At 42.8% G+C, this 13,051-nt stretch carries 11 protein-coding genes; 5 read left to right on the top strand and 6 right to left on the bottom strand.

The features are described 5' to 3' along the window. Positions 1 to 143: 143 nt before the first annotated feature. The gene (locus tag NIE32_RS13315) at positions 144 to 1,262 is read right to left on the bottom strand and encodes a murein hydrolase activator EnvC family protein (protein WP_253077380.1); all 1,119 of its coding nucleotides are present in this window, start codon (positions 1,260 to 1,262) and stop codon (positions 144 to 146) included. Between the two features lie 202 nt (positions 1,263 to 1,464). On the opposite strand from NIE32_RS13315, the gene NIE32_RS13310 reads away from it, so the two are divergent. The 5 genes from NIE32_RS13310 (at position 1,465) to queG (ending at position 7,127) form a co-directional block, all read left to right on the top strand. After that, on the top strand, positions 1,465 to 2,715 hold the full coding sequence (locus tag NIE32_RS13310; protein WP_253077379.1) for a type II restriction enzyme NmeDI-related protein: 1,251 nt from the start codon (positions 1,465 to 1,467) through the stop codon (positions 2,713 to 2,715). A gap of 72 nt (positions 2,716 to 2,787) precedes the next feature. Then, positions 2,788 to 3,612, top strand: coding sequence for an AraC family transcriptional regulator (locus NIE32_RS13305; RefSeq protein WP_253077378.1), 825 nt, complete (start codon positions 2,788 to 2,790; stop codon positions 3,610 to 3,612). Between the two features lie 87 nt (positions 3,613 to 3,699). Further along, positions 3,700 to 4,932, top strand: coding sequence for a multidrug efflux MFS transporter (locus NIE32_RS13300; protein WP_253077377.1), 1,233 nt, complete (start codon positions 3,700 to 3,702; stop codon positions 4,930 to 4,932). Beyond that, entirely contained in the window at positions 4,925 to 5,482 is a 558-nt protein-coding gene (locus NIE32_RS13295) for a hydrolase (RefSeq protein ID WP_381452911.1), read from the top strand. Before NIE32_RS13300 ends, NIE32_RS13295 begins: the two co-directional genes overlap by 8 nt. 487 nt (positions 5,483 to 5,969) lie before the next feature. After that, positions 5,970 to 7,127 carry a tRNA epoxyqueuosine(34) reductase QueG gene (gene queG, locus NIE32_RS13290; RefSeq protein ID WP_253077375.1) on the top strand — a complete coding sequence of 386 codons (1,158 nt, stop codon included), beginning with the start codon at positions 5,970 to 5,972 and terminating at the stop codon, positions 7,125 to 7,127. Between the two features lie 54 nt (positions 7,128 to 7,181). On the opposite strand, the gene NIE32_RS13285 is transcribed toward queG, so the two are convergent. From NIE32_RS13285 to glmS, 5 genes are all read right to left on the bottom strand, one after another. Continuing rightward, entirely contained in the window at positions 7,182 to 8,429 is a 1,248-nt protein-coding gene (locus tag NIE32_RS13285; protein WP_253077374.1) for an MFS transporter, read from the bottom strand. A gap of 11 nt (positions 8,430 to 8,440) precedes the next feature. Further along, positions 8,441 to 8,893 carry a MarR family winged helix-turn-helix transcriptional regulator gene (locus NIE32_RS13280; protein ID WP_253077373.1) on the bottom strand — a complete coding sequence of 151 codons (453 nt, stop codon included), beginning with the start codon at positions 8,891 to 8,893 and terminating at the stop codon, positions 8,441 to 8,443. A 193-nt stretch (positions 8,894 to 9,086) separates the two neighbouring features. Then, positions 9,087 to 9,566, bottom strand: coding sequence for an SDR family oxidoreductase (locus NIE32_RS13275; protein ID WP_435594237.1), 480 nt, complete (start codon positions 9,564 to 9,566; stop codon positions 9,087 to 9,089). An 11-nt stretch (positions 9,567 to 9,577) separates the two neighbouring features. Then, positions 9,578 to 9,853, bottom strand: a complete 276-nt coding sequence (locus NIE32_RS13270; RefSeq protein ID WP_253077372.1) for a DUF554 family protein — start codon at positions 9,851 to 9,853, stop codon at positions 9,578 to 9,580. Positions 9,854 to 10,943: 1,090 nt separating this feature from the next. Then, positions 10,944 to 12,749, bottom strand: a complete 1,806-nt coding sequence (glmS, locus tag NIE32_RS13265) for a glutamine--fructose-6-phosphate transaminase (isomerizing) (RefSeq protein ID WP_253077371.1) — start codon at positions 12,747 to 12,749, stop codon at positions 10,944 to 10,946. Between the last annotated feature and the right edge of the window lie 302 nt (positions 12,750 to 13,051).

The raw sequence follows: 13,051 nt of genomic DNA, 5'->3' as shown, positions 1-13,051 counted from the left end.
GGGCTGAAAATAATCAACAGCCTTAATCAAACGTTTGTTTTAATCATTTAGGTCTTGAATACTATTTGCCGGAATACTACTTATAGGGAAAATGACTTTTTACTCAGATGAGCCTTACAAACAGCCTCAGTTTCAAAATCCTTTTACTGAATATAACGCATTGGATCGATGGCGCCTTGATGCGGTGGCGGATTCCATTGTCCGTCATACAATTCGAAATGAAGATGTGAGCCAAAGGACTCGCCTGTATTGCCCATCCCACCAATATTTTGACCCTTAATCACATGTTCTCCTGCAGAGACATGATAACTGTTTAAGTGTGCGTAAACAGTCGTGAATAAATGTCCATTGATCTTATGCGAAATCATGACCGTGTTTCCGTAACTGGACGAATGATAGGCTCTAAAAACAACGCCGTCAGCAGCAGCTTTTACCGGTGTCCCCTTGCTATTGGCGATATCGATGCCCGGATGAAAACTGTTGTCAAAGGAGCGTTTGCCGAAACCTGAAGAGATATAGCCTTCAGCCGGTTTAATGAAATCGGCTTTACTATCCGACAGGTGTTCAAGTTCGGTTGATTGATTATTTATTAAATGCGTTTGGGCTTCCGCAATTTCTTTTTGCTCGTCTTTTTTCATTTCTTTTTCTTTTATTTTCGATGCTTCTTTTTTCAATAATTCCAATTGCCTGCGTTGATCCCCTACTTTTTTAGTAAGTTCAGTTTCTAGATCCTTTAATTCTACCAAGCCATTCTTCAGCTGACTTTGTTCCTCGATCAACGCCTGTTGGTTCGCCGCTCGGTCCGCCTTGTCTTTCTTTTGATCATTGAGCATGTTTTGATCATTTTCCGAGATTGTTTTTAAAGCGAATAGCCGATCAATAAAATTGCCGAAGCTTTCTGAACCGAGCAGAACATCAAGATAGTTTGCCGAGCCTTCATTGAGATACATCGATCGAATCCGTTTTTTCAATACTTGATTTCTGTGATCGATTTGTTTGTTCAGCCGGTTAATTTCTTTCTTCATCCACTTCGATTTTTCACGGCTTTCGGCAAGTTTTTCTTGCTTGGTATCCACCGCCGCTTTGATCTTTTTCACTTGATGACCCGATACTTTAAGTCGTTTTATGACCACATCTTGTTGGTGTTGATTTTCAGAGAGCCGTTTTTCCGATGCTGCTTTAACATCATTCGCGTGAAAACCTATGGTTAATGAAAGCACCAATCCCACTGTCATTGCAGTATGTATGTATTTTCGATTCAATGATCCTTTTCCCCTTCAGCATTTTCTCTGTTGTCGTCGTTTCAAGTGAAAGGCCCACCTAAAACGTATAGTCAATCATAACAACTCAATGTGACACAATATGACCTATTGTACTAACAATATAATTACAAAATAATGACGTCCTTTTTATAGACATCATTCGGCTATAATAGAATCATAGCTATTAATGGGGGGAAACACATTGGCTCATAAAGAACTAGACAAACTCATCGGAGCATACATAGAAGATCGAGAATCCGTCTATCATACTTGGTTTATGAACAATGAGGATCGATTAAAGGCTTTCCGCACAATCAGGAAGGGGCTTAAAAAGGTCATTAGTGAAATAGAGGCAGGATCCTTTGGCAATGATTTCAAGGGATCCAGTTTGGAGACTGTGGTTACCGCAATATCGGAACAAAAACAAGTTTTCGAAGGCGCAGCACATCCCTTTTTCTGGAAACCAAAACTACGCATTCCCGATATTTATGAGAATCGTGTAAACCAACTGGCTTTTGGAAGATTTCTTAATGCCTGTCTGCATGCAAAAAATGAAAAGCAGGTTTTTGACGAGATCGTGAAACTGGATCAATTAAAAATTAAAGGCTTAGGCCCGGCGGTTGCCAATATTATTTACTTTCTTCACCCCACCTTGTTCCCGCCTTTCAATACGGCAATTGTTCGCGGGTTCAATACACTCTTTCATAAGAAGCTCAAGCTCGGTTCCTGGATCGCTTATCTTGAAATGAGAGAAGATATCCTGGCGACAAATCAACAGTCCGGCTTGTCCAAAGACTTAGGTGCTTTCGCTGGTTTACTGTTTGAGATTGGCTCGAGCCGGTTGATCCTGCCCGAGAATGCTGAAGCGGTTCTAGCTGCGGAAAACGAGAAACGTTTAAAAGTAGTGAAAAAAAGACATCATCAAGTCCTTGATGACCAAATTGAAGAAAAGACGCACAGTGAAATGCAATATCATTTGGCAAGATTGGGACGGGCACTAGGTTATCACGTGTGGATCGCTCAAAACGACCACAAGAGAGAATATAATGGTAAAAAACTCGGCGAATACTCGCTTCCCGCCCTGCCACTCTCTGGTCTCAGTAAAAGCGTTTTTGATACCGTATCACTTATCGACGTGCTCTGGCTGAATCAGAATGATGAGATTGTCAGCGGATTTGAAGTGGAAAAGAGCACCTCCATTTATTCAGGCATTCTCCGGCTCTATGATCTCTCGCTGTCCGTGAATCAAACATGCAGACTTTTTCTGGTTGCGCCAGACAAACGTGAAAAAGAAATCAAAGCCCAATTAATGCGCCCATCATTCGTTAAAGAGCAATCCTTAAAGTCCGTCATGTCCTATCTTTTATTCTCCGACTTGCAATGCGACTGTGATGCCATGTGTAAATTTGGCACAGACATCAGCATCCTGGATCCCATTTCCAAATCGGTATGACTTTTGTTGATCAACCTAAAAAAATAACAAATCAACGCGCGTAGGTAGATAATTTAGAAAGCTGGTGAAGTCATGTTGTCTAACCAACTTTTTTTCCATATTCATTATTGTAAAAGTAGATCGTTTGACAGTAAGGAACATCTCCCGCGAAAAATTAACCGTACATTGTCCCACCACGAACTCATTCTTTTCACCGGCGGTTCCGGAACCATGACCATTAATAAGCGTAATTATTCAATTAGAAAAGGCATGCTTTGCTACATCAATCCAGGACTCCATCATACATTTGAGGTTAAAGCGGGACAAGGTGGTTTTTTATCGGTTCATTTTAGCTGTGCGGAAGTGGAATGGAATCAAAATCAGTGGACAACCCATGAGTGCACGAAAAAATTAATGAAGAAAACAGGAAAAGAATTAATCGATTCCTACGAGGTAGAAGCGTTATTTCGGCGTTTGACTGCTTGCTGGAGTGAAAAAAAGCCCGGATATCTCTTTGCCGCACGAACATTGCTGCAGCAACTGTTTCTAGCCATCGCAGACAATGTCAGGAAACAAAATCGAAATTTCGCAAGTTCACTGAAAGTGGAGAAAATAGTCGACTATATGCAAAAAAATTTATCAAAGCATATTACCTTGAATGAGCTATCCGAGCTCATCCAATTATCACCAACCTACCTTACAAGGATCTTTAAAGAAAGCACCGGTTACTCCGTTATTTCTTATTTTAACCAGATGAAAATTGATAAAGCGAAGGAGCTACTCCTAGAAGGAGATCACAGGATCAAGGAAATTGCTCATCTGCTAGGCTTTGTTGATGAATTTTATTTTAGTCGGCTATTTAAAAAGTCGGAAGGCTTAAGCCCACTTGAATATTACAGCAATAATGTCCATGGATAATAGAATCAACCATGGATCAGCCCCTAATCCATGATTAAGCTATGAGGTGTGATTGTTCATTATCTTTGAATCTTGGGGGCTTGGATCATGCCAATTTGGAAAAGAAATTTAATGGTGTGCTGGTTTGGCATGTTTGCAACCGGAATTGGAATGAGCCAAATTGCACCGATACTTCCGCTGTACATTAGACATCTTGGTATTGATCATGAAACAGCGGTCACTCAATTATCTGGCATTGCTTTTGGCATTACCTTTATTTTGTCTGCGCTATTCTCACCAGTCTGGGGATCGGTTGCAGATAAATTTGGTCGAAAGCCAATGCTGCTTCGTGCCAGCCTAGGTATGGCCATCGTAATCGGCTGCATGGGGTTTGCGCCCAATGTCGCGGTACTGATTGGGCTGCGCCTTTTGCAAGGTGTAATCACGGGATACAGCACAGCTTGTACGACGCTGATCGCTACCCAAACGGATCAAGAACATGCCGGGTGGGCGCTTGGCACCCTCTCTACAGCCAATATAGCCGGTGCCCTTCTCGGTCCACTCATCGGTGGGTTTCTGAGCGAGCATTTTGGCTTGCAAAATGTATTTTTTATGACCGGTGCACTGATGCTGTTCTCCTTTTTGACGACTCTTTTCTTCGTCAAGGAGTCGTTTCAGCGCACAAATCAAAACGTACGTCACGCCAAGGAGATTTGGTATCAAATCCCAGAAAAAAGTTTGACCGTTACCCTGTTTGTAACCGCATTTATCTTAACCATCGCCTTATATTCAGTTGAGCCGATTGTGACTGTGTTCATGGGACATCTGACAAACAGTAGTCATCTCGCACTGTTGTCCGGACTAGCTTTTTCAGCTTCAGGACTCGCGAATATTATAGCTGCGCCTCGCTTGGGAAAGTTGTCCGATCGAATTGGCGCACATAAGGTCATGGTGATTGCACTTTTTACGGCAGGTCTGCTTTTTATCCCCCAAGGCTTTGTCACTGCGCCATGGCAATTCATTACGCTTCGATTTCTGTTCGGTCTTACGGCCGGCGGGTTAATGCCTTCAGTGAATATTTTGATTCGGAAAATTACACCGACTGCGCTTGCAGGACGCGTATTCGGTTTTAGCATGTCTGCCATGTATTTAGGTGTTTTCAGTGGATCTGTCTTTGGGGGCCAGATTGCCGCATGGTTAAGTATTCGTGCAGTATTTTTTTCCACAGCAGTACTACTGCTTTTGAATGGACTATGGGTGTATTGGCGCGTCTACCGGCAAATCGTTGCACAGACCAAGTATGCGCCACACAGAGGATGGAGGAGCGATGAAAATGAATAAAGAGAAGACAGCATTAGTAATTATTGACCTGCAGAATGGGATTGTGAACAGTCAACGTACACCTTACACCGGTGCACAAGTTGTTGAAAAGACGACGGAACTTGTTAAAACGTTTACGAAAAATGGCGCCTTTGTTGTGCTTGTTAGGGTCTCTTCTTTTGATGGAAAGGATTGGTTTGTTCCACAAACGGATTCAAACCAATCCACGCTGGAATTCCCTGACGGATGGGATCACTATGTACCTGAGTTGGATGCATTTCAAACTACTTATCGAATAACCAAACGGCAATGGGGCGCCTTTTATGGTACCGATCTGGACTTGCAGCTGCGTCGCCGCGGTATTGATACCCTTATACTATGTGGCATTTCAACAGGTATTGGCGTTGATACCACAGCGCGGGAAGCGTATGCGCGCGGCTATCAGCAAATCTTTGTTGAAGATGCGATGACTGCGTCAACTAAGGAAGAACATAACCACTGTATCACTCATATTTTCCCACGAATCGGTAAAGTGCGAACGACTGAAGAAGTGCTGGCACTGCTTCAATGAGTAGCTTAGATGCCAAAAATGGCCATTAATCAGTAAATGAAATCTATTGCCGATTTTCTATTAGGAGGGTGTCTCACAGTCCATAGACTTTTGAGGTACCCTCCTATTATTTTCATCTCAACTTTCCCAGATCAAAAATAGAGATGATTGTTCAACACCACTAGATTCATCGGTTTGTTAATTAGGTGATCAAAAATCAGATCACGGAAAGACAGCCCAATTATATCAAGGCTTACCTCCGGAACTAAGTTGGGCTCATTGAGTTTATACTAAAAATCTAATTTATTTATGGTATATTTTAAGATGATTTAACATGTATCAAATTGTCATCATTTCGGGAACTAGTAATATGCTCAATCAATAAAGGACAATGCTACAAGATCATCCGTTGTTAATCATTCATCTTGTGCCATTTAGTACGGACGCCCATGATTCTTTTTACCGCAATCATGCTGATATCATGATTAATGAAGGGATTTAATAAGCAATGACAGATTTTCAAAAACTAAAAGAACAGTTGATCACATATAGTAAGGAGATAGGCGTGGATAAGATTGGCTTCACGACGGCTGATCCCTTCACTGAATTAAAGGCGCGACTCTATCAACAGCGAGAACTTGGCTATCAGTCCGGGTTCGAGGAGAAGGATATTGAGAAGAGAACCGAGCCATCTCTGCTCATGGACGGGGTGCAGTCGATTGTCTCGATCGCCATGGCGTATCCGAAGCGAATGGCTGAGCGTCCGACAAATACGAAAGGACAACGTCGTGGCGCTTTTGCCAGGGTCTCATGGGGACAGGACTACCATACGATTCTTCGTGACCGCATGGAACAGCTTGGCAAATTTCTGGTCGATACGATTCCCGGTGCCCAATTTAAAAGCATGGTTGACACCGGGGAACTATCTGATCGGGCAGTGGCTGAACGTGCAGGTATTGGCTGGGCAGGAAAAAGCACCAACCTAATTACGAAAGAGTTCGGATCGTATGTTTATCTGGGCGAAATGCTCACCAATATCCCGTTTCCTCCGGACAAGCCGGCCACCGACCTATGCGGCGACTGCACCATTTGCATCGACCACTGCCCAACCGGAGCACTCGTTCAGGGCGGACAGCTCAATAGCCATAAATGCATCGCCTTTCTCACGCAGACGAAGCAGGAACTGCCCGAGCCATATAAAAAAGCGATCGGCAACAGACTCTATGGCTGCGACACATGTCAGCAAGTCTGTCCGTACAATCGTGATGTGGACAGCCATTTTCATGAGGAGATGGAGGCGGATCCTGAGCTTGCACGTCCGCTACTTATACCACTGCTTTCATTGTCCAATAGAGATTTCAAAGAAACCTTCGGCGAACTGTCCGGTTCCTGGAGGGGAAAAAAGCCGATCCAGCGCAATGCGATTATCGCACTCGGCAATTACAAAGAGGTTAACGCCGCACCGGAACTTCTTCGCGTGCTGCAGGAAGATCCGCGTCCGGCAATTCGTCGCACAGTCACTTGGGCACTTCAGCAAATGTGGGATCGACTCGAACCCGACATGCGTGCACAAGTCGTGCAATCCCTAGAAAAATTGCTTGCAAAAGAAGAAGATGAAAAAGTCCAGCAGTGGATCAAAGAAAGATTGGATACTGAAGAAGGATGAATGCTGTAATTAATCAGTTGGGCGATAGAACTGTTCATAAAATAAGTTATTTTTCTACTTAGTAGGTTTGGGTACAATAATAACCATCAAAGCTGCTACGAGACAAATGACACCAGCCATACCAAAAGCAATCACATAATTATGCACCATATCATGCATCGCGCCACTGGTGTAAGCCATTAAGGCACCACCAATCTGGTGAAGGACAAATACCCAGCCAAAAAGCATTCCGGATTTTTCGATACCAAAATTGTCCGCAATTAATTTAATGGTTGGTGATACGGTTGCATTCCAACTAAATCCAAATATTATTGCATAAAAAATTAATAACGTACCCCCTTGTGTTAACGCAATGGGCAATAAAAATAAATCTAACCCTCTTAACCCATACATGGTCATTAGAATATAGCGTGAATCAAATTTTTCCGTTAAGAGTCCAGCGATCAGCGAACCAATAATATCAAATATTCCCATCAATGCCATGATATTGGATACTTTTACTTCTGACATACCATAGTCATGACCAGCCGCGATAAAATGGACACCAATTAAGCCAGATGTAGACGCACCGCAAACAAAAAACGGTAGTGCTAATAGCCAAAACACGTTACTTTTTGCAGCATTGCGCAACGCTTGCAAGGGTTGTAATAAGACAGCTTGGACATTTATTTTTGGATAAACAGGCGTCACCTGAACACGACTACCAAATGGTGACAGCCCGACTTGATGAGGATAGTCACGCATCAACAAAAAGATCATTAATAAGACAACGACAATAAAAACAGCCACAGCTAATGCAGTTTGGTGCCACCCTTGAGTGTCGATCATTCCCGCAAGAATGGGCAATACAATTAATTGACCAACGGACGAGCTGGCAGTAAATAGTCCCAACACAAGCCCACGATTTTTACTAAACCAGTTGTTAGCGATATAGATGCCGTAAACATCTGCCACCGCTCCAGTCATGGTTCCAGAGATCAATCCCACTAAGATCTCAGCTTGCCAGATCGTCTTCATAAAAGGTAAAGCAAAGGTAACCAATGCTAGGATAAGCAAGGCTACGCAACCAATTCGTCGTGCACCATATCGCTGCAGAAAGGCGGCAGAAAATGGCCCAATTAAGCCAAATAATAGTGTTCCTGTAGCAATTACCGCAGAAATACCACCACGACTCCAGCCAAAATCCTGTTGCCACGGCAAAACTAATGTAGATGGAAAAGCTCTGACTCCAGAAGACACCAGCAATACCAAAAATCCAATGAATAAAATTGCACTATACCAAAATCGACTTCTTTTCATCATAATTAATGACCTCATTTTTCAATAGCGAGATGTGTCTGTGCTCGCTCAGTAGCGGTTAGCATTGCATGAGAAGCGTGTAGCTTTTCTGCACGTCCACCCATCATCTCATCGCTAAGCGTACGAAATTGATTGAGTGCATTTTCCATCACGGGTAAAATATCTACAGCACTTGTCGTGATATATAAGTGAATTTGATGACCACGACGCTTTTTTTCAATCCAGCCTCGTGACACAAGTTTTTGCACCATTCGTGAAAGTGTTGATTGCTCATAATCGAATGCATCTGCTAACTCCGTCATGGTCAGTCCATCATTTGCGTTAATCATTAACATAATGTATGTGTAAGCTGGCGCCATACTTGTTGGAGCAAAACTTTCACTAGCCAGTCGCTCAAGTTCACGAAATAAATGACTGGCGGTAAAGTAGATACAATTATTCATGAATGTTGGTCGATTAATTGCCATTTAATCACCTCAGGTTTAAATATGTATGTACATTCTAAAACCAACTTAAATAAATTTCAATACTAAAATTAAATAATGGCGAAATGAGCGATAGTGGAGTTAATATTTGAGAACAATTTATTGCGATTTTTTTCAATGAAAAAACAATGGAATCATACTTGGTTGTATGGTTCCATTGTTTCATACCTTATAATTAGCTTACAGATACTCCGCCATCAACATTGATCACTTGACCGGTAATAACATGATTAGTCATCAAATAAACATAAGCTGATGCCACATCTGTCGGTGATGCAACCCGCTTTAGTGGCGTCGAATCTGCCACCTGTTTTGTTTGAACCTTAAGTTCCTGCTCCGATAATTGCCTCCATAGTCCTGTTGGCGTCCAGGTTGGAGCGACCGCATTGACCCGAATTGCTGGTGCCAGTTCAATCGCTAGCCCAATGACCATGGTATTGATCGCCTGATTACCGATAATCGCTCCGGATGCTTGAGCTGGATGACCACCGGTCCCAGACGTGAACGTTAGCGTACCGTCGTCGTTGATAGGCTGATAAACTGCCTGAGCCAATTTTAAATTGCTGAAGAACTTATCTTCTACAGCCTGGCGAATTGTTTCAATTGAATTATTTAAGAAGCCACCGCCCATAGCACTGCCTAGCATCGAGACCACATGGTCCACCATTATCCATAAATGCCCGTACCACTGGCACAAAACAATACTAAAATTGTCACAAATTTTGAGGTGAACTCCTCCTCTCCAACCTTACTTTGACTGCTAGGCATCACTTTGTTCATGGATTGCTGCATCCAGATTGAACCTTTTCTGATGATGTCACCAAAGTGAATGATTAATCCGATAGCAGTCCCGATAATAATAGAAAAGATAACCGCTGGCATATTTTTCATAGGAGTAATTGCATAAATGCCCATGGTCATAGAAGCAGCTCTCAAAATCATGTTTATTTTTATTTTGAAGTCTTCTGATATTTTTTGCCCCCAAAACCCTCAAGAATACCTCCAATTAAGATCGATAACGAATTAATAATGACACCTGTTGGCATATATAAACCTCCAAAAAAAATGTTATAGCAACACCTACTCTTATGTACCAAAAAATATAAACTAACAATCATCACATCAATTAATTGTAAAAAATTTTTCTTCTCGTCAGTATACACCTTATTCACCCATACTTTTCAATCATGTACCCAGTGATCACGGTCATTTATTAACGCCGTATCGCATCTTGCTGTCTTTTAGACAGTATTTTTTGATGAAATAAAAAATAGGACATAGCAATATAACTGTAATGTCCTTAAGTAATTCATGAAGTATTAATTTAGCAGAATCACAATGATTATCGAAAATAATTTATGTTGGGGGGTTCAATACAAGAATCCAATTTATGATTTTTTTAGGCTTCTTGTTTGGTGGATCCAGAAATAGTAAGCCTAAAGTGAGAGAAAAGACTGTTAGTAGGATGATCATTCGTTTTTCATTAGTGCCTCTTCAACTTTTGTTTTTAAACCTTATAGTTAAGAGATATGCCAAAACAATAGAAACTACTATTAGGACAATGCTAATTAAGAAGTCGCCTGGAGTTGAATAAAATGCGTTTGAAATATACCTGGCTATATATAGCATAAAAAGAAAGTTAATAATGTATTGGATCCACCATACTATTTTTTCTATCATACATAGAACTCCTCCTTCTTAACAACAATCTCGGAATTGTTGATACAAGTGATGATTTCGGATCTTTTTATTTAATGAGTATGTGTTCTACAATACGTCTCAAAAGTTCATGAATGACTTTTTATATGGAGATCATTGTGCCTAAGTTCCGCACCCATTCCCGTCTCCCCAACTTGCATCAACAGTGCTAATTTCTCAGTATTTTCGTACCTTCACGCTTTATCCATAACGTACTCATAAGAAGAGGGCACCTCACAGTCATAGACTTTTGAGACACCCTCAAGTTTTACATATCTAATTTAATTTCAGTTACTTTATTTAGCAAACAAAACGATGTGTCGTTTTTCCTTAATTATTCCACCGTAACCGATTTGGCTAGGTTTCTTGGCTTATCAACGTCGCATTCGTTCTGCAGTGCTGCATAATAGGCTATCAGCTGCAGAGGGATTGCGCAAACAAGTGGTGTTAGGGCATGATGCACTTTCGGAAGTACGATGCGGTCGTCCGCATGATTCGTAACTCCGTCCATACTGATGATGCACGTGTGGGCGCCGCGGGCGGCAACCTCTTGAACATTACTGCGAATGTTATTGTTGACATTTTCTTGGGTCGCAAAGGCGAACACCGGTGTACCGTTTTCGATCAACGCGATCGTTCCATGCTTAAGTTCCCCGCCGGCAAAGCCTTCTGCTTGAATGTAGGAGACTTCTTTCAGCTTCAGAGATGCTTCCATGCAGACGTAATAGTCCAGACCGCGTCCAATGTAGAAGGCGTTTCGCGTGATGGAGAGATAGTCGCGTGCTACTTCTTTCAGCAGCGCTTTCTCGTCAATCATTTGTTCCATTGCTTGAGCAGCAATGCTCATTTCGTGGATCAAGTCGAAATCGAGCGTTGTGCCTTTCTTTTGCGCAACCGCTACCGCGATGAAGGCGAAAACAGCGATCATGGCTGTGTAAGCTTTGGTTGATGCCACCGCAATTTCCGGGCCGGCGAACAGCAACATCTTGTAGTCCGCTTCGCGATACAGTGTTGAGCCTTCGACATTCGTCATCGTCAGCGATGGATAACCCAACTTCTTCACCTTAACCAGCACTGCACGGCTGTCGGCTGTTTCACCACTTTGAGAAATGAATACAAAGAGTGGCTTCTTCGACAGAAGCGGCATATTATAGGAAAATTCACTAGAAATATGCACTTCCGTCGGAATACCAGCAATGGTCTCAAGCAAGTGCTTGCCGACGAGCCCAGCATGGTAGCTTGTGCCGCATGCAATGATGTAGATGCGATCTGCTTCGCTTATTGCATCTGCAATTGAGGGATCGATCGTGACTGCACCATCTTTGCCACTGTATTCTTGGAGCAGACGACGCATAACAGCCGGCTGTTCGTCAATTTCCTTCAGCATGTAATGCGGATAAGCACCCTTTTCCGTGTCATGCGCATCAAAGGAAACCGTATAGGGTGCACGCGTCTTTACGTTGCCGTCAAGGTCCATGATCGTATAGCTGTCACGCTTGAGCTCAACAACTTCTTCATCCATCAGCTCGACATACTGTTTAGTCTGCTGAATCATCGCCGTAGCGTCACTGGCAACAACATTGAAGCCGTCGCCAAGACCAATCAGAAGCGGGCTCTTATTCTTTGCCACATAGAGAATGTCACTGTCTTCTGCATCAAGCAAGGCAAGTGCATAGGAACCATCGAGTAATTTCAGTGTCTTCCGCATAGCAGCTTCTGTGCTTAGTCCATCATTGGCAAAGTGTTCAATCAGCTGAACAACAACTTCCGTATCGGTTTCACTTTTCATCGTGACACCAGCGAGATAGCTTGCTTTAAGCTGACTGTAATTTTCAATCACACCATTATGAACGAGCGTGAAGCGGCCTGAAGCACTCTGATGAGGGTGTGCGTTGCGCTTATTTGGTTCACCGTGTGTTGCCCAGCGTGTATGTCCGATACCAAGTGTCGCATGAACTGCAGGATCCACAGATTTCTCAAGAACGGCGATCCGTCCTTTTTCCTTAAAAATGTGGACACCGTCTGCATTAAGCAGAGCAATTCCTGCCGAATCATACCCTCGGTATTCCAGATTGCTGAGCCCTTTAAGTAAAATGTCACGTGCATCTTCGTTGCCAATATAACCAACAATACCACACATAGGAATGAGTCCTCCTTGTGAGGCAAGAAAGCATTTCGTTCGTGGTACACGTTTCGAATAGGGCAGTCTTGCCCCACTTGTTTTTTATTTGTAATGCCTATGTGCCTGCCGTCGGGCTTCTGTACAGAAAGTTGCCTTCCTGTTTTGTGCACGTACTAACGGGTGCAAGCATACCCGAGAGGTATCCGCCGAATCCTTCGATAAGCCTCTTCCTCGTCAACTATCCCGATTTTCTCCGTCCGTTGGAATAGTCCAGGCGCTTTGTATTTAGTTGGCCAATCCTCTCTTTCCTTCTCGAGTTA

It is taken from the genome of Sporolactobacillus kofuensis, from assembly GCF_024125425.1.
Lineage (GTDB): Bacteria > Bacillota > Bacilli > Bacillales > Sporolactobacillaceae > Sporolactobacillus > Sporolactobacillus kofuensis.
Note: the sequence above shows the minus strand (reverse complement) of the source record. Positions and strands in the feature narration are given on the sequence as shown.